Annotated in this window: 14 protein-coding genes and 1 pseudogene; 8 read left to right on the forward strand and 7 right to left on the reverse strand. The window is 63.8% G+C overall.

All coding sequences use genetic code 11. The features are described from left to right. Nucleotides 1-10: 10 nt before the first annotated feature. From AAFX91_RS15990 to AAFX91_RS16000, 3 genes are all read right to left on the reverse strand, one after another. Complete coding sequence (locus AAFX91_RS15990; protein ID WP_394567084.1) at nucleotides 11-1,879, reverse strand: hypothetical protein; 1,869 nt, start codon at nucleotides 1,877-1,879, stop codon at nucleotides 11-13. A gap of 194 nt (nucleotides 1,880-2,073) precedes the next feature. Further along, nucleotides 2,074-2,889 (reverse strand): FTR1 family protein, encoded by an 816-nt coding sequence (locus AAFX91_RS15995; protein ID WP_130582895.1) that lies wholly within the window; start codon nucleotides 2,887-2,889, stop codon nucleotides 2,074-2,076. A gap of 148 nt (nucleotides 2,890-3,037) precedes the next feature. Next, nucleotides 3,038-4,132 (reverse strand): COX15/CtaA family protein, encoded by a 1,095-nt coding sequence (locus AAFX91_RS16000; protein ID WP_394567085.1) that lies wholly within the window; start codon nucleotides 4,130-4,132, stop codon nucleotides 3,038-3,040. A gap of 94 nt (nucleotides 4,133-4,226) precedes the next feature. Here AAFX91_RS16000 and AAFX91_RS16005 point away from each other — a divergent pair, with 94 nt between their 5' ends. Next, nucleotides 4,227-4,436, forward strand: coding sequence for a DUF2842 domain-containing protein (locus tag AAFX91_RS16005; protein ID WP_394567086.1), 210 nt, complete (start codon nucleotides 4,227-4,229; stop codon nucleotides 4,434-4,436). A gap of 88 nt (nucleotides 4,437-4,524) precedes the next feature. Here AAFX91_RS16005 and AAFX91_RS16010 read toward each other — a convergent pair whose 3' ends face one another. Beyond that, nucleotides 4,525-5,577, reverse strand: coding sequence for a polysaccharide deacetylase family protein (locus AAFX91_RS16010; RefSeq protein ID WP_394567087.1), 1,053 nt, complete (start codon nucleotides 5,575-5,577; stop codon nucleotides 4,525-4,527). Between the two features lie 124 nt (nucleotides 5,578-5,701). Between AAFX91_RS16010 and AAFX91_RS16015 the strand changes: the two genes are divergently transcribed. Beyond that, on the forward strand, nucleotides 5,702-6,886 hold the full coding sequence (locus AAFX91_RS16015) for a GNAT family N-acetyltransferase (RefSeq protein ID WP_394567095.1): 1,185 nt from the start codon (nucleotides 5,702-5,704) through the stop codon (nucleotides 6,884-6,886). Here the strand turns inward: AAFX91_RS16015 and AAFX91_RS16020 are convergent. Further along, complete coding sequence (locus AAFX91_RS16020; RefSeq protein WP_394567088.1) at nucleotides 6,883-7,875, reverse strand: LysR family transcriptional regulator; 993 nt, start codon at nucleotides 7,873-7,875, stop codon at nucleotides 6,883-6,885. The two genes, AAFX91_RS16015 and AAFX91_RS16020, sit on opposite strands and share 4 nt — an antisense overlap. A 113-nt stretch (nucleotides 7,876-7,988) precedes the next feature. On the opposite strand from AAFX91_RS16020, the gene AAFX91_RS16025 reads away from it, so the two are divergent. After that, complete coding sequence (locus AAFX91_RS16025; RefSeq protein ID WP_394567089.1) at nucleotides 7,989-8,561, forward strand: tripartite tricarboxylate transporter substrate-binding protein; 573 nt, start codon at nucleotides 7,989-7,991, stop codon at nucleotides 8,559-8,561. A gap of 23 nt (nucleotides 8,562-8,584) precedes the next feature. After that, the gene (locus tag AAFX91_RS16030; protein WP_394567090.1) at nucleotides 8,585-8,977 is read left to right on the forward strand and encodes a tripartite tricarboxylate transporter substrate-binding protein; all 393 of its coding nucleotides are present in this window, start codon (nucleotides 8,585-8,587) and stop codon (nucleotides 8,975-8,977) included. Between the two features lie 25 nt (nucleotides 8,978-9,002). Here AAFX91_RS16030 and AAFX91_RS16035 read toward each other — a convergent pair whose 3' ends face one another. Then, nucleotides 9,003-11,246, reverse strand: coding sequence for a GumC family protein (locus AAFX91_RS16035; RefSeq protein ID WP_394567091.1), 2,244 nt, complete (start codon nucleotides 11,244-11,246; stop codon nucleotides 9,003-9,005). A gap of 276 nt (nucleotides 11,247-11,522) precedes the next feature. Between AAFX91_RS16035 and AAFX91_RS16040 the strand changes: the two genes are divergently transcribed. The 3 genes and pseudogenes from AAFX91_RS16040 to AAFX91_RS16050 all read left to right on the forward strand — a co-directional run bounded on the left by AAFX91_RS16040 (nucleotide 11,523) and on the right by AAFX91_RS16050 (nucleotide 15,706). Beyond that, on the forward strand, nucleotides 11,523-12,710 hold the full coding sequence (locus AAFX91_RS16040; protein WP_394567092.1) for a glycosyltransferase family 4 protein: 1,188 nt from the start codon (nucleotides 11,523-11,525) through the stop codon (nucleotides 12,708-12,710). A 64-nt stretch (nucleotides 12,711-12,774) separates the two neighbouring features. Then, nucleotides 12,775-14,313, forward strand: coding sequence for an undecaprenyl-phosphate glucose phosphotransferase (locus AAFX91_RS16045; RefSeq protein WP_394567093.1), 1,539 nt, complete (start codon nucleotides 12,775-12,777; stop codon nucleotides 14,311-14,313). Between the two features lie 119 nt (nucleotides 14,314-14,432). Then, nucleotides 14,433-15,706: pseudogene (locus AAFX91_RS16050) on the forward strand (O-antigen ligase family protein). Here AAFX91_RS16050 and AAFX91_RS16055 read toward each other — a convergent pair. After that, nucleotides 15,675-16,166 carry a MarR family winged helix-turn-helix transcriptional regulator gene (locus AAFX91_RS16055; protein WP_394567096.1) on the reverse strand — a complete coding sequence of 164 codons (492 nt, stop codon included), beginning with the start codon at nucleotides 16,164-16,166 and terminating at the stop codon, nucleotides 15,675-15,677. The pseudogene AAFX91_RS16050 and the gene AAFX91_RS16055 overlap by 32 nt on opposite strands. A 123-nt stretch (nucleotides 16,167-16,289) precedes the next feature. Between AAFX91_RS16055 and AAFX91_RS16060 the strand changes: the two genes are divergently transcribed. Further along, nucleotides 16,290-17,486, forward strand: a complete 1,197-nt coding sequence (locus AAFX91_RS16060; protein WP_394567094.1) for an FAD-dependent oxidoreductase — start codon at nucleotides 16,290-16,292, stop codon at nucleotides 17,484-17,486. Nucleotides 17,487-17,611: the final 125 nt, after the last annotated feature.

The following is a 17,611-nucleotide window of genomic DNA, read 5'->3' on the forward strand; positions in this document are numbered from 1 at the left end:
GGGCACGCTCTCAAAGAGCTGCCCGCGCGCCTTCCTTGCGATAGTAGAAAACCTGCCGCGCCCTGACCTCGTTCTCAACGACCCCGATCAGACCGACCAGCTTTTCGGAGGTGCGAACCTGCACAATGTCAGGTGTCACCACGAAGACGGTCGCTTCATCATAAGGCGTGGCGCTCATGATCATATTGCGTGTTTCAGCGACGACGTTTGCCCATGCCTTGGCGTGGCGCTCGGACCTCGCGAAATATGAGGTGCACGTCTTGAGTGCCAGATCATAGGTCGCTTCCATGGATGGCATGGCTATCGACGGATATTCCCGATCGAAATAGACGAGCGCGTCGGTCAAATCGGCCGTCACTGCCGGACGGAGCGCTTCGGCGAGCGCCTGCGCGTGGTTGAAGCAGACGTTGTTGAACATCCACGACCGCTGCGCAAAGCTCGTTTCTGCGAATGCGGCTGCCGCCTTGGGCACGAAACTGAACCACCAGCGCGCGATCTCGAGCAACTGGAATCGGACGTTGTACTGCTCCCGCACGAAATCGCCGGGCGCAAGCACCGCGAGCGCCGCGATGCGATCCGTATCGAGCACGCGCAGGCTGGTCGCCGCAACCGTTGCCGCGGCTCCAAGATTGATCAACAGGGCCGCGGCGCGATCCGGCTCCTCGAGCATCGAATCGTTGAAGGCATCGGCAGCCAGGAACGAATCCCACAACGCATTGGCGATAATGAGCCGGATCAGGGAATGCTCCTCGGTAGCCGCCAGCAGCGGAGACGAGGCGCGCGGAACGTAGCTCACGAGAGAGGGATTGTGCCCGACATAGGGACAAGTGATCGCCGTGTTGATCCGCTTCGATCCAGCCGTGAAGCTGCCCCAGAAGGCATTGAACGCAGGCGACAGAAAGTTCGCCAATATCGTCTCACGGGACTGGGCCGGCGATGCCGATGTCCTCTCGCCCGCGGCCGATCTCATCCGCTCGCGAATATCACGCGACGTCGCATCCATCAGCGCCCGGCGCATTTCGCCGTCTCCGACGGGTGCAGGATAGGTATCGCGCGTTTCGAAGAAATACTGGCCGCGCAGAGACCCGTTGGCCCGCAGCACGGCGATGCCATGTCCCATCACAAGCATGCGGGAACCGGCTGATGTGCTCAGGGTCCAGGCGATCTGACCATTGCCCACCGGCAGGCCCGCATTCACGCCTTCGAAGGCGATGCGCTCCTGAGCGCAGGTCGCACGCGCCGCCACCTGGATCGGGTCGGAGGCGCTGAAACGCGCTTTGGCCCGCCGCAGATAGTCCTGGCGGGCGGCGAGCAGGGAATTGCGCGCAATGACCGCTTCGCGCTCGGCCGTGAGCCGATCGTTTGGCAGCGGTCGCAGGGCCGGCAGCGTGCGTAGCCAGGCTGCGTTGAGATTGGTCATATTGCGGAGTGAACCGAAGCGCTTGTCGAGCAGCTTGATCGCGGGATCGATTTCCCCAAAACCGCTGCCGTCCTGTATGCCTTTTGCCCGACGCGGATCGCCCTTCATGATGGCCATGAACTCGTCGAAGATCGCGACGTAATCCTTTGCGCCCATCGCGACGAGCCCGCGGCGACAATTGTCGAGCGTCTGCTCGCTCATCCCACTGTTGTGGGCAAACTGGCCATGGCCGCCGTTGTTGACCTGGGCCAGATAGTAATCCGCGTGATAGCTCCAGAATGCCTCCGCGACGACCTCGCCGGAGACCAGGTGGGCCGGGCCAATCGCCCAATTCACGAAATCGACGACGGTGGCGACCAGATCGCTGTCATCGGCCACATAGGCGTCGGGAATGAGTATCTCACGTGCAATCACCCCCTGAGGCTCAAGCGCGCGCCGATCCTCATCGTTCTCAGTCATCTGTATGCCCCGCCCCAAAAGCCCCCTCTTCTACAGACACATCGGCGAGGCCGAATCCGCAATGCAAACGAGAAAAAAACTGTCACATGGTGACTGGATACCGCACGAGACCCAAGCGGCCCCTTTCGCAGCCATTCGCAGCGCGGCGGAACCAGCGGCGCGCGATCTTCGGGCTGGATCGATAGAGCGTGAGATTATTCAGCCGCTGCGCCCGGCGACGCCTTGCTCTGGCGCGTCAGGCGACTGCTGCGCCGGAACACCGAATAGGTCGCGAGCGCGAAGAGGATCACGAGGAGCTGCAGCGACAGCGCTTCCAGCGTCGGGTTCAGGCCGAGATCGGCGAGCCAGGACAGGCTCTTCACTTCCGTGAACGGCAGCAGCGCCTGCTCCTGGAATTCCTGCACGGCCTCGCCGATGAACTTGATCGCCATCACGAACAGGAAAGCCGAGGTCAGGATGAACAACGGCCGCAGCGGAATCTTCTGCGCGATCAGGTTGATGAAATAGAACAGCACCGCAAGCGCAATGGTGGCGGCGCCGAGTCCGGCAAACAGGCCTGCGCTCCAGCCGCCCTCGGTGGTCGCCAGCGCGTTGATGAACAGCACGGTCTCGGCGCCCTCGCGGAACACCGCGAGGAAGGCGAGCGCGCCGACCGCCCACACCGTGTCCTGTGCCAGCGCAGTATCGGCCTTGTGCGCGAGATATTCCTTCCAGCCCTGCGGGTCCTGCTTCACCATCAGCCAACCGCTGACATAGAGCATGAGGCCCGCGGCAAAGAGGATGATGATGCCCTCGAGGATGTCGCTGTGCTCGCCCGAATTCAGCACCGCGAACAGCCAGGCCGCGATGATGCTGGCGCCGACCGCAGCCAGCGCGCCGCCATAGAGCGCCTGGATGCGATGGCCGGCACCGACCTTGGACAGGTAGCCGGCGAGCGCGGCGATCACCAGCATCGCCTCGAGTCCTTCGCGCAGCAGGATGACCGCGGCCTGAATGAATGCAGACGACATCAGCGAACCTATTTTGGCCCGTTCTATCGCCAGGGATTTTCAAGTAAAGCGCTGTCGGCCTGCACGATTTCGTCAACGCCCGGACCGCGCAAAAAACCCGCGCAAAACGGGCATTTTTTGCGGCGACGATAGATTAGAATAGTTCAACTCAACCGGGTTGCCCGACCGGCATGGCAAGCTTTGCCTGCCCCGCTTCGCGGCGTCGCGGCAGCAGCCGCTCGACCTGCAGGACCGCCAGCGTCAACACCACGATCGCTACCGCCTGGTGCATGAGCGCGAGATCGATCGGCACCTGGTTCAAGAGCGTCAGTATCCCGAGCGTCGCCTGCAGCGTGATCGCCGCCACCAGCCACCAGGCGCCGGCGATCGTCTCGCCGCTTGAGCGCGAACGGATGGTGTCGATCGCATGCAGGATCGCCAGCGCCAACAGCGCGTAAGCGGTCATGCGGTGCTCGAACTGCACGGTCAGCGTATTGTCGAATAGGTTGCGCCACCAGGGCTGCTCGAAGAACAGACGCCCCGCGGATGGAATGAAAGCGCCATCGATTTCGGGCCAGGTGTTGTAGACCTTTCCGGCACGCAGGCCCGCGACCAGCGCGCCGAAATAGAGCTGCAGGAAGGTCACCGCCAGCAGCAGCAAGGCCGTGATCTTCAGCCGCAACGGCGCCGGATTTGGCGGCCGGTCGCCAAGCCGCCGCACCGTCCAGACGATCGCCGAATAGATCAGGAGCGCCAGTATCAGATGGACGGCGAGACGATATTGCGAGACCTCGACCTTCTCGGAGAGGCCCGAAGCAACCATCCACCAGCCCACCGCCCCCTGCAACGCGCCGAGGCCGAAGATCAGCCAGAGGCGCCGCTTCAATTCGCCGTCGGCGACGGCGCCCCGCCACAGGAAATAGAGGAACGGCAGCAGATAGGCGATCCCGATTACGCGCCCGAGCAGGCGGTGGCTCCATTCCCACCAGTAGATCGTCTCGAACTCGGCCAGCGTCATCCCGGCATTGAGCTCGCGATATTGCGGGATCTTCTTGTAGCCCTCGAAGGCTTCCGTCCATTGCGCCTCGGTGAGCGGCGGCAGCGTGCCGGTGACCGGCTTCCATTCGACGATTGAAAGCCCGGATTCGGTGAGCCGGGTGGCCCCGCCGACCAGCACCATGAGCGCGATGAGGGCTGCGACCGAAAGCAGCCACCAGCGAAGGTGAGCATTTTGGGAGGGCTCGGAGACGGAACGTGCGGTCATCGGTCCTGCTTGATCGGATTGGCGCGCCCCTTATAGTCCGCCTCCTCGCAGGCGCAAGGCGCGCTTTGCCTCACGAGTTATCGATCAACCGGCCATGAATATACGCACCCGCAAGCTGCTTGGAACCATCTTCCTGCTGATGCTGGTGGTGGTGTGGTCGCTGCTTGGCATGACGGTCGCGCAGACGCCGTGGCTTGCCAATTCAGGCCTGCTGCAGGCGATTTTCTATGTCGTGGCCGGGCTCGGCTGGGTGCTGCCGGCGATGCCGATCGTGGCCTGGATGTCGCGGCCCGACCGCATCTAGAGCTTCGGTTCTGAGAGCCGAAGCTCTAGATTCTTGTTTTGACGCGTTTTCTTCACGCGAACCGGTATCCACTTCGCTCGAAAACGCTTTAGATCTGCGTTGACCGCGTCGGCCGGACCGGCGCGAACATGAGCCCCGACAGCAGCACGCGCATCATGCGCAGCGAGCGCAGACGCCCGTCCCAGCACACCCGCGGCAGCACGTGCAGGTTGGTGCGCCCCTGCGCTTCCACGATCCCTCCGATGCTCGACACCGCGCTGTCAAAGCCTGTCTCGCCAGCCATCAGCACATGCACAGGGCGAAAGCTCTCGCGGTCTCCGAACGGATAGGCAAAATGCCCGACCTCGCGGCGGATGCCGGCCTCGAGCACCGCCTTGCCCATCGCCATCTCGCGCTCGGCATCAGCGTCGCGCAGGTTCGACAGCGCCGGATAGTTCACGGTCGCACTGCCGATCGTGACGTTGGGATCGGCCGCGAGCATTGTGAGATCGTTCCAGTCCATCGAGGCGCTGCGCGACAGTGCTGCCAGATCGACGCCGTAGCGCTTGCAGAGATCGTTGATCGCGACGGAGAGATCCGGTGGCGCCAATGTCCGCATCCATTTCGAGAGGAAGTCGTAGAGCTCGTATTTTTCCGCCACACCACGAATCGAAAAATGCAATTCCTTGCGCTCGATCACGAGGCTGATGCGGCTCTCGCGCGCGATGATCTTCTCCAGCGCCAGCCACCACGCCTCCCCTAGCCCATCCGGAAACGCACTCGGCAGGTAGATGGCGAAGGGCACGCCATGCTTCGACAGCACCGGATAGGCATCCGTCGCCAGATCCTTGTAACCGCCATCGAACGTCAGGCAGGCAAAGCGGCGCGGCAGCGGCAAGGTGACGGCGCGGCGGCAGGCTTCGTCGATCGAGACGATATCGTAGTTCCAGCGCTTCAGCGCCCGGATCGTGCGGTCCAAGAACTCTGGCGTGATCTCGCGCGAGGCCAGCGGCCGAAACCGCTCTCGACGGCGCGCACGCGCGCGCTCGAAGCGCAGGATGACGCCGGCCCCGCCGGTCTGTCGCTGCCGCAACCGCGCATAGCCAGAGAAGTAAGCGAGCTCGATCTGCGCCCGCTTCAAGAAGGTGATATCCGACACCACGTCCCGCCCCCGATCCGGCGGTTCCCAGGCGCCGTCTAACGATTGTTATTACTCTTTGTTGACATTTCCCTGCGAAGGTCGCCCAAGCCGAATTGTAAATAATCGATTAATACCGGACTCAGCAATAACCATGGCTGCCGCGATCGAAGCACGAACGGCGGAGTTGGAAGCGTGGTCGAAAACAAGCCGCGTCACCGGTGTCGACATCATCCGCGATCTCGAAGCCGCCGAACCGACATGGCGCAGCTTCGAAAAGCAGTTCTGCACGCCCTACCAGCGCTTTGATTTTCTCGCCGCCTGGCAGCGGCAGGTCGGCGCGCGCGAGGGCCTCACACCCTTCATCGTGATCGGTCATGATGGCGAGCGCCGGCCGCTGTTCGTGCTGCCGCTGACGCTCGAGACCGCTCTTGGCGTGCGCTGCGCCACATTCATGGGCGGCAAGCACGCCACCTTCAACATGGCGCTGTGGGACCGCGACCTCGCCGCGGGCGCAACGGCTGCCGATCTCAGGACCATGGTCTCGGCCATCGCGGCGCGCGGCGAGGCCGACGTGCTCGCCTTGCACCAGCAGCCGCTCAACTGGCGCGATCTGCCGAACCCGCTGGCTCTGCTGCCGCACCAATCCTCGGTGAATGACTGTCCCCTGCTCGCCATCGAACCCGGCGCCGAGCGCACCACCCTGATCAGCAATTCGTTCCGGCGGCGATTGAAGGGCAAGGAACGCAAGCTGCAGCAGCTCGCCGGCTATCGCTATCAGGTCGCCGCCACCGACGCCGATGTCACGCGGGTCCTGAACTGGTTCTTCCGCGTCAAGCCGCAGCGCATGGCCGAACAGAAGCTGCCCAACGTCTTTGCCGAGCCGGGCGTGGAGGATTTCATCCGCTCCGCCTGCCTGACCGAGGTTCCGGGCGGCGGCCGCGTCATCGACATCCACGCGCTCGAATGCGACGACGAGGTGATCGCGATCTTCGCCGGCGTCGCCGACGGCCATCGCTTCTCGATGATGTTCAACACCTACACAATGTCCGCCAGCGCCAAGTTCAGCCCCGGCCTGATCCTGATGCGCAACATCATCGATCACTACGCCGCGCTGAACTACCGCGCCCTCGACCTCGGCATCGGCTCGGACGAATACAAGCGGCTGTTCTGCAAGAGCGACGAGCCGATCTTCGACAGCTTCATTCCGCTCTCCTGGCGCGGCAGGCTAGCGGCAAGCGCGATGTCCGGCGTCGTCAGCGCCAAGCGCCTGGTCAAGCGCAATCCCGCGCTGTTCGATCTCGCGCAAAACCTGCGCGGCATGTTCCGCTAGGGGCGCGCATTTCCACCGCCATGCAGCTCATGACTATGAGCTGCCGATCTGCCTGCCATCGACTTCGCGACATCGCGAACGCATGCGACGAATATCTCGGCAGCCGGGCTCAACGTGCGGTTCTTCAGCGTTACAATAGCCGCAGACACAGCCGACGTTCGCGGCAGCTTGACCGGAAGTCTCTTCAGCGACAGATCGCGGCCGCTGAACTGCACAATCGAGCTTGGAAGCAAGGTGACGAAGTGCCCGGTCGCAGCGAGCCTGCAGCAGAGGTGAAGCGACAGCGTCGTGACGGGCGTGCGAGGCATATTCAATCCGCTTTCGCGAAACAGATCAGCCGTAGCGGAGCCTGGAAAAGTGTCCGGCGGCGGCAAGATCCAGGCTTCATCGGCAAGATCGGCCAGGCTGACCTTGGAACATCGCGCCCATTTGCTTCGCTGCCCCACAACCACAACCCGCGGGTCACTTAGCACAGGCTCCACCGCCAGATCTTCCTCGGCGAACGGCGTTGGAATCCAGCCCAGCAACAGATCGATGCTCCGCTCGCGCAGTTCGCTGTAACGCGTGGTGCCAAGCACCATCTGCGCGACGTTCAGGCGGATACCTGGATGACGCCGCGTGAATCGATCGATCACGGCCGGAAGCAGGCCGGCCGCAACGCTTTCCGAGCTACCGATGCGGAGCTGCCCGACGGTCGGATCGGCAAGAAATTCGAGCTCTTCCAGCCCCTGCATCAGCTCGTCGAAGATCGCCGTACCGCGCTTGACGAGGGCGCGCCCATACGGCGTGGGCTCGATGCCGTTGCGGCCGCGGTCGAGAAGCCGAAGCCCGAGTGCATGCTCCATGTCCGCGATCGCCCTCGACACGGCCGGTTGCGAAATCGCCAATTCGGCCGCGGCTTTCGCCATGCTGCCTCGCTGCGCAACGACGAGCAGGATATGGAGATCGCGCAGCTTGATGCGGCGCCGGGCTCGCTCAATGGATTGCATGTCCGATCCTTATCAAAACAGTTATGAAACCCTCACATACTAGCATTGGACGGATATGCCCGCCTCAAGCATCCTCGTGGTCCCGATCAGTCGTTTCAGACGCGGAGGATCCGATGGCTTGGATGATGATGACGCGCCGCGATGTGCTGGCAATGTCAGGTGCCGGCGTCGCTTTCTCCGCCGCCGGTCTCGTGCCGCAGAGCATCGCCGAGCCGCGCCTGAAGACCGCGCATATCCTGACAGGGTTCACGCCCGGGCTCCCCGATGCCGTGGCAAGACTCGTCGCCGATCAGATGAAGGATTATGCTGCGTCGATCGTGGTCGAGACCCGGCCTGGTGCGAGCGGACGGGTCGCGGTGGAGGCCGTGAAGGCGGCCACCCCCGATGGATCTGTCCTTTTGCTGGCGCCACTTGGCTTCTTGACGCTGTTTCCTCACGTCTACAAGACGCTCAGATACGAGCCGCGGGATTTTACTCCGGTATCGACCGTCGCTTCATTTCCGACATTGCTGACGGTGGGTCCGAAGGTACCACGCGAGGTAAAGACGCTGGCTGAATTCATCACGTGGTGCCGCGCCAATCCGACGCAGGCGACCTACGGCACGGCGGGTGCTGGATCGACGCTGCACTTCATCGGCGCGATGCTGGGCCGCACTGCGGGGTTCGAGTATCTCCACGTGCCCTAGGCAGGGCCGCGCTACAGGATCTCGTGAAAGGCGAGATCGCCTCGGCCATCATGCCGCTCGGCAGTTCCGTTGGCCTCGTCCAGTCCGGAGAGCTTCGTGCGCTCGCGACCACCGGTCCACGCCGCAGCACATTTCTTCCCGATGTGCCCACGATGGCCGAAGCCGGTTATCCCTCGCTTGAGGACCTCACATGGTTTGGGTTTTTCGTTCCGGCAAAGACCCCGGCGGACACCGTCGAAAGGCTCAATAGTGCGATCCAGGCAGCCTTGCGTACCGACGAGGTCAAGGCCGGCATGGCGAGACAGTTCGTCGAGATCGACGCAATCCCGATGGCCGACTTTAACCGGCTGCTCGCATCCGAGTCCGATCGGTGGAAAGCGATCGTGCAGGCAACCGAATTCACGCCGACCGATTGAAGGTCTCGGCCCCGGTGCCGTTGGTCTACGCCGCGACCACGCGCGGGCCCGGCTCGACGGCGTCCGATGGCTCGCACGGCTTCGTCAGCATCGTCACTTCCGAGAAACCGACAGCGGCAAGCTGCTCGCGCATCAGGCGGCGGGCATCGTCGGCCATCGAAGCATCCGGCACCGCGACGGCGCGGGCATGCGCCGTCAACAGATCGGCCGGCAGGTCGGAAGCCGTGCCGGCATCGAGCAGCACGTGGTCGTAGGCGCTGAGCAGCGCGTCGATCGCGAGCGTCAGCCGCGGCGACTGCAGTTGCGCGCGATCGAAGCCGGGGCAGCCAGCGCTGACCAGATTGACCCGCGACAGCCGGTCGCGCGTGATGATCTCCGAAAACGTCGCCTGCCCCTGCATCAATTCGGCAAGCCCCGGCGCGCCGGGATCGGTCGAGACCGCCGCTATCGTCGGAGACGCCGCTGCGAGGTCGACGACGGCGACCTTGGCTTCGCGCGCCATCAGCCGCGCCAGCGTCAGCGTGGTCAGCGCGATGCTCTCGCTCGTGGCCGTCCCCAGCACGGTGACCTTGCGTGCGTCGGCGCCAGCCCGGCGCAGCTTCTCGGCGAGCAGCTCGATTTCTCCGATGGCCGTGGGGGCTTCACGCTGCGGTGCAATGGATGCGGCCTCGACCTCGGGCTCGGGTTCCGATGCCGGCTCCAGCTCTGGTTCCTGCTCGTCGTCGCTCTCGACGACGGTAGTGCGAACCGGCACCCGCGCTATCATCTGCGGCACAACCGGCGCTGCAGCGGCGCGCGGCGCGGTCATGCGCAGGAGCTCGCCGGTCACGATCAGGCCTGACGAGAGCAACAAGGTCGCCAGCGTCGCGATCAGCACGATCGGCAGCTTCTTCGGATAGGCCGGCGTGTTGGACACCGACGCGCGCGAGATGATGCGGCCATCGGACGGTCCTGCGTCGATGTTCTCGCGCGTATTGGCTTCGCGGTATTTCGCCAGATAGGACTCAAGCAGGTCGCGCTGCGCCTTGGCTTCGCGCTCCAGCGCGCGGAGCTGGACATCCTGGCCGTTATAGGACGACGCCTGCTTCTTCAATTGATCGAGGCTCGCGCTCAGCGCCTCGACGCGGCCGCCGGCAACACGGGCGTCATTGTCGAGCGTGCGGGAGATCTTGGCCGCCTCCTCGCGCAACTGCCGATCGAGATCGGCAAGCTGCGCCTTCAATTCCTTGATACGCGGATGATTGTCGAGCAGCGTCGACGATTGCTCGGCGAGCTGCGCGCGCAGCGTGACCCGCTGCTCGCTGAGGCGGCGGATCAGTTCGGAATTGAACACTTCGGAAGCTTCGATCGGCTTGCCGCTCTGCAGCATCTCGCGGATCAGCCGCGCCTTGGTCTCGGCATCCGCCTTCAGTGCACGCGCATTGTTGAGCTGCGTGTTGAGCTCGCCCATCTGCTGGTTGGACAGCGAGGTGTTGTTGGTGCCGACGAACAGGCTCGACTTGGAGCGGAAATCCTCGACGCGGGATTCGGCGTCCGCGACTTTCTTCCGCAAATTCTCGATCTCGCCGGCAAGCCACTGGCTCGCCGTTTTCGCCTGCTCCTGCCGCGCATTCTGCTGCAGCACCAGATAATTTTCGGCGATCGAGTTGGCGACGCGTGCGGCGAGCTCGGGGTCGCGCGACTGGAATTCGACGACGATGACGCGCGACTTGTCGACCGCGTAAGCCTGCAGGCGTTCATAATAGGCTTCCAGCACGCGCTCTTCCGGCGTCAGCGAGAACGGATCGCGCCCGATGCCGACCAGCGCCAGCAGCGATTTCAGCGGGGAGAAGCCCTGCAGCACCGGATCGAATTCCGGCCGCTCGGCAAGCTTGTTCTTCTTGATGATCTCGCGCGCGAGATCGCGCGACAGCAGCAGCTGCACCTGGCTGGTGACGGCTTCGGGATCGACGACGTTTCGTTCCTCATTGCGCTCGCCGCTCGGCCGCAGGAACACGTTCTCGCGGCCGTCGATCAGGATGCGCGCTTCCGACTTGTAGCGCGGCGTCACCATGTTGACCGCGGCGAGCGACAGCGTGAACGCCAGCACCGTCGGCACGATGATCCAGCTCCGCTTGCGCATCAGCGCCTGGCCGAGCGCAGGCAGGTCGAGATCGCCAGCAGGAGACGCGGCGACGGTTGCGGGCTCGCCCGCAGCCGGCGCAGGCTTTGCGAGCGCGCGCCGGACCACGGCTTTGTCCTTGCCTGCACGCCAGAACGCAAAACGCATTGTTCACTCCCGCGGGGACGCCACTCAATCTGCCTCAGCCGGCACGATTACACTCCATTAAGGTTGCTGCTGGGTTAATCGGCCCGCCTGACGAACAGCACCGGCTGTCCTCGCCCACGCGTCATGCTTTGTTAACCATGGGCGTCCTTAATCGGCCGCGATATTTTGTCGGGATTCCAATATGCGCCGCCTGCGCGCCGCTGCTTCTTGCCTGCCTTCGATGCTTGCGCGCGTCGCCTCGGCCGGCGATCTCACGCTCATCAGCGAGCGCCTGACGTGACCGTGGATTCCGACCAGCCGCTCCGCATCCTGCATGTCGTGCGCGCCCCTGTCGGCGGGATCTTTCGCCATATCCTCGACGTCGCCAACGGACAGATCGAACGCGGCCACCACGTCGGCATCGTCGCCGACAGCATCACCGGCGGCGAGCGCGCCGCCACAGCGCTTGCGGACATCGAACCGCGCCTGAAACTCGGTATCCGCCGTGTGGCCATTCGCCGCGAGCCGCGGTTCGCCGATGTGATGGTCTGGGCGCAGATCGCGGGCCTGATCCGGAAGCTGAAGCCGGATGTGCTGCACGGCCATGGCGCCAAGGCCGGCGCCTATATTCGCCTGCGGCCGCACTCCAAACACACCGTTCGCGTCTACACGCCGCATGGCGGCTCGCTGCACTATCCGCTCGACACGCTGAAGGGCAATTTCTACAGCCGGCTCGAGCGCGCGCTGATGAACAGCACCGACCTGTTCCTGTTCGAGAGCGCCTTTGCGCGCGACACCTATCAGCGCACGGTCGGCACGCCGACCAGCGGCGTGGTGCGCTGCGTGTTCAATGGCGTGACCGCGGAAGAGTTCGATCCGGTGGAGCGCACTGAAGATGCCACCGACATCGTCTATGTCGGCGAGTTCAGGCACATCAAGGGAGCCGATCTCCTGATCGACGCCGTGGCGAAACTGCGCGCCGAGGGCAAGCCGGTGACGCTGACGCTTGCCGGCGATGGCGAGGAATCGGAGAAGCTGAAGGCGCAGGTCAAGCGGCTTTCGCTTGGCGACGCTGCGCGCTTCATCGGCCATGTCAAGGCGCGCTACGGGTTTTCGAAAGGCAAGCTGCTGGTCGCTCCGTCCCGTGGCGACTCGATGCCCTATGTCGTGATCGAGGCTGCCGCCGCTGGGATCCCGATGGTAGCAGCCAACGTCGGCGGCATCCCCGAGATCTTCGGCCCGCATACGGATGCGCTGTTTGCGCCGAGCAACGCCGCCGCCATGGCGGAAGCGATCAGCCGCGCGCTCGACGATCCCGCCGCGACATCGGCGCGCGCACAAGCGTTGCGCGAGCGCATCTCCACACATTTCTCGCAGCAGGCGATGGTCGAGGGCGTACTTGCCGGCTATCGCGACGCGTTTGCCAATCGTCAACCGTTACTTGCCGACGTAACCGTTTGTTCCGATTTCTCCCCTAATCGGTGACGCGGGGCAATTCCGCAGCGGCCTCCGCATCCCTATCTGCGGCCGCAAGAACGGACATGACGACGTGGAACCGATTAACGCACGCTCGATGCTGGAGGCGGCAGCGACCGCCGGTGGCGGCCGTCCGCCCATCGAACGGCGCCGCCGGCTGTCACCCGCCGCGCTCGCCGTTACCGATGAAAAGGTCCGCGGCGCCTATTCGCCGGTCGTCATCACCGGCATCGTTCGCCTCGTTGATTTCATCCTGCTGAGCCTGGTCGGCGTTGCGCTTTATCTCTGGTACGTGATGCCGCTCTCCGGCTTCCGCTGGGAATATGTCGCGGCGATCCTCGCCATGACGATATCGGCGGTAGTCTGCTTCCAGGCCGCCGATATCTACGAAATCCAGATGTTCCGTGGACAGTTGCGGCAGATGACGCGGATGATCTCGTCCTGGGCCATCGTCTTCCTGCTGTTCATCGGCGCGTCGTTCCTGGTCAAGCTCGGCGGCGAGATCTCGCGGGTATGGCTGACGGCATTCTTCTTCGTCGGTCTCGCGGCCCTGATCGTCGAGCGGCTGATCCTGCGCGGCCTGGTGCGGCGCTGGGCGTGCGACGGCCGGCTCGACCGCCGCACCGTGATCGTCGGCGCCGATGAGAACGGCGAGCAGCTCGTCGAGGCGCTCAAGGCACAGCCCGACACCGACATCCGCGTGCTCGGCGTGTTCGACGACCGCAACGATGACCGCGCGATGGATAGCTGCGCCGGCAGCCCGAAGCTCGGCAAGATCGACGACATCGTCGAGTTTGCCCGCCGCACCCGCGTCGACCTCGTGCTGTTCGCACTGCCGATCTCGGCCGAGACCCGCATCCTGCAAATGTTGAAGAAGCTCTGGGTGCTGCCGGTCGATATCCGCCTCTCGGCGCACACCAACAGGCTGCGTTTCCGTCCCCGCTCCTATTCCTATCTCGGCAAGGTGCCGACGCTCGACGTGTTCGAGGCGCCGATCACCGACTGGGACCTGGTGCTGAAATGGCTGTTCGACCGCATCGTCGGCGGCCTGATCCTGCTCGCCGCGCTGCCGGTGATGGGACTGGTAGCGCTTGCGGTGAAGCTCGACAGTCCGGGCCCGATGCTGTTCCGCCAGAAGCGCTTCGGCTTCAACAATGAGCGGATCGACGTCTACAAGTTCCGCTCGCTCTACCATCATCAGGCCGACCCCACCGCATCGAAGGTCGTCACCAAGGACGATCCTCGCGTCACCCGCGTCGGCCGTTTCATCCGCAAGAGCAGCCTCGACGAACTGCCGCAGCTCTTCAACGTCGTGCTGAAGGGCAACCTCTCCCTCGTCGGCCCGCGCCCGCATGCGGTACAGAGCAAATTGCAGAACCGTCTGTTCGATGAAGCGGTCGACGGCTATTTCGCGCGCCACCGCGTCAAGCCCGGCATCACCGGCTGGGCGCAGATCAACGGCTGGCGCGGCGAGGTCGACACCGACGAGAAGATCCAGAAACGCGTCGAGTTCGATCTCTATTACATCGAGAACTGGTCGGTGCTGTTCGACCTCTACATCCTCCTGAAGACGCCGTTCTCGCTGCTGACCAAGAACGAGAACGCGTATTGAGAGGCGTCATTGCGAGCGGAGCGAAGCAATCCATGTCGCAACTCGGGGATAAATGGATTGCTTCGTCGCTTCGCTCCTCGCAATGACGCCGTTGTATTGTTTAGGTGCGTGAATTCGTGATGGCCTACGCTGCAACAGCCGGGACGTCCCTTCCGCAAGCCGCGGTTCCGCCCGGCGTGCTGGCGCTGCAGCGCGCGATGGTGTGGCTGGCGGGCGCTTCCGGCGCGATCGTGTTCATCGAGCCGAGCCCCTACGAATTGGTGACGCTGACAGCGGCCATCATCTTCTTCGCGACCGGCCTGCGGATGCGGCTCGCCTTCATGCCGCTGCTTCTGATGCTGATCTTGCTTAATGTCGGCTACAGCATCGGCGCCATCCCGTTTCTCGACAGGCCGGAGGTCGCAACCTGGATCGCGACGTCCTGGTACATGGCGGTCACCGTGGTGTTCTTCGCCATGGTTACTTCCGAAGATACCGAGGCGCGGCTGGACATGCTCCGGCGCGGCCTCGTCGTCGGCGGGATGATCGCATCGCTCGCGGCGATCGGCGGCTACTTCCATCTCGTGCCCGGCGGCTACGATCTCCTGACCCTGTATGAGCGCGCGCGCGGCACCTTCAAGGATCCGAACGTGCTCGGCGCCTTTCTGATTCTGCCGGCGCTGTTCTCGTTGCAAAGCGTCGTCTCCGATCGTCCCGGCAAGGCATTCCGCAACACCATCGCCTTCGGCATCATGTCGCTCGCGATCCTGCTCGCGTTCTCGCGCGCGGCCTGGGGCGGCCTCGTGATCACCGCGGCATTCATGCTGGCGCTGATGGTGTTGACCAGCCGCTCGCAGACCGAGCGCTCGCGCATCATCGTGATGGCGCTCGTCGCCGTCATCCTCGCAGTCGCGCTGGTCGCGATCCTGTTGTCGTTCGACTCGATCGCGCAGATGTTCAAGCAGCGCGCGAGCTTCGACCAGAGCTACGACGAAGGCCGCTTCGGCCGGTTCGGGCGCCACACCCTCGGCGCCCAGATGGCGCTCGATCTGCCCTTCGGCATCGGTCCGCTGCAATTCCGCAGCTACTTCCCCGAAGACACCCACAATTCCTACCTGAAGCGTTCATGTCAGGCGGCTGGATCTCCGGCCTCGTCTATCCGGCGCTGGTCTTCGTCACCGTGATCACGGGCTTCCGCTACACCTTCCTGCCCGTTCCCTGGCAGCGGACTTATCTGGCGATCTTCGCAGCCTTCCTCGGCACCGTCGGCGAAAGCTTCATCATCGACACCGACCACTGGCGCCACTTCTGGATGATGCTCGGTGCAATGTGGGGCATGTATGCCGCCGCGGCGCGCTACCGCGGCGCCTCTGAACCGGCGCTCACCGCCGAGGCGGCCGCCCGCGTTTCTTAGCCGGCTTCTCCTCGGGCGTATCGAGCAGCCCCTTGAGCTTCTCGGTCGCTTCCAGCACGGCCTTGTAGCCTTCGTTGGCGAAGCGCAGCAGCAATTGCAATTCGGCTTCCGAATAAGTGCTCCAGAGCCGCTGCATCGCCTCCTGCATCGGCACGTAGTAGCGCCCAATCCTGGCAGCGTTCTCGGGCACAGTCGCGATGTAGACCTTGCGGCGGTCGGTCTCATCACGCTCGCGGCGCACGAAGCCGGCCTTCTCCAGGCGGTCGACCACGCCGGTGATGGCGCCGGTGGTGAGCCCGGTGACCTCCGCAAGCCGGCCCGCCGTCACGCGGCCTTCGAGGTTGAGGAAGTCGAGACATTCGAGGTCGGAACCGGAAATTCCCGCCACGTTGGCAACGGCTTGCCCGTACAGCACGCCCTGCGCTGACGAGCGTCGCATCGCCTCTTCCAATTCCTGCATCAACGCCGCGCGCGACTTCAACCTTGACAAGATTTCTCCTATCTCTTACCAATTAGATATCTTACGTACTAAGATAATTAGCTAATCATCTTTCCTAACGCACGCAACCGAACGGAGCAAGCCATGCCCCGCCGTCCTCGCAAGGCCTTGATCATTGGCGGCGGCATCGCCGGCCCTGTCGCTGCGATCTTCCTCAAGCGTGCCGGCTACGATGTCGAGGTTTACGAGGGCTGGCCGCATTCGAGCGGCATCGGCGGCGGCCTGCAGATTGCGCCGAACGGCATGCATGTGATGGCCGAACTCGGCCTCGCCGACGAACTGATCCGTCAGGGCTCGATCGCCGAATCCTTCGATTTCCATTCGCAAGGCGGCAGGAAGCTCGGCTCGATCAACCGCGACATGGAGAAGCGCTTTGGCCAGCCGGCGGTGAATATGCGTCGCACCACGCTGCAGGAGATCCTCTTCAACAAGGCTTGGTGCTCGAACGCCGAACTCTATTTCGAGAAGCGCCTGGTCAAGATCATCGATCGGCCCGACCACCCCATCATCGCTTATTTCGCCGACGGCACGACCGCCGAAGGCGATTTCCTGATCGGCGCTGACGGCGTGCACTCGAAGGTGCGGCGCCATGTGGTGCCGGACGGACCAGAACCATTCGACACCGGGCTGATCGGTTTCGGCGGCTTCGTGCCTCGTTCGGTGCTCGAAGGCAGATCGATCGGCGGACGCGTCGAGACCACGTTCGGCCAAAGCGGCTTCTTCGGTTACGGCTTCTGCAGTTCCGATCCCGCTGACGGCGTGATGTGGTGGAGCACGCAGCCTTCGCATGGTGTCGACGCCACGACATTCCGTGTCATGGATCAGGCGGCGCTGAAGCAGCATTTGCGCGACTTCCATCGGGGGTGGCACGATCCGATCCCGCGCATCATCGAGGCCGCCGAGAACATCGTGGTGACCGACACGCTCGATGTCGCGAGCCTGCCGACCTGGTCGCGCAAGCGCTCGCTCCTCATCGGCGACGCCGCCCATGCCACCAGCCCGCATGCCGGCCAAGGCGCTTCGCTGGCGCTGGAAGACGCGATGCGGCTCGGCAAACTCATGCTCGACGGACAGGAACTCGGTCTGACCTTCCAGAATTTTGAGCACGAGCGCCGCCCGCGCGCGGAAAAGATCGTCGCTATCGCCCGCCGCAACGGCAATAGCAAGCGCGAATTCAGCGCCGCGGGAGCGTGGGTTCGTGATCAAGTGCTGAGTCTGCTGCTACCGGTGACCTCGCGATGCATGGATTTTATGTGCGTCTATGATCCACGGGCGGCGTAGCCCGTAGGGTGGGCAAAGCCATCGGGCGCGCGTTCGCGCGACCCGTTGGCTTTGCCCACCCTCATATGGGGCTTTGTGAGTCAAGGCTCTCAACGAACGGGTGTGGGTCGGGTTTTTGCGGTGAG

The sequence above is a fragment of the Bradyrhizobium sp. 31Argb genome (assembly GCF_043638955.1).
Taxonomy (GTDB): domain Bacteria; phylum Pseudomonadota; class Alphaproteobacteria; order Rhizobiales; family Xanthobacteraceae; genus Bradyrhizobium.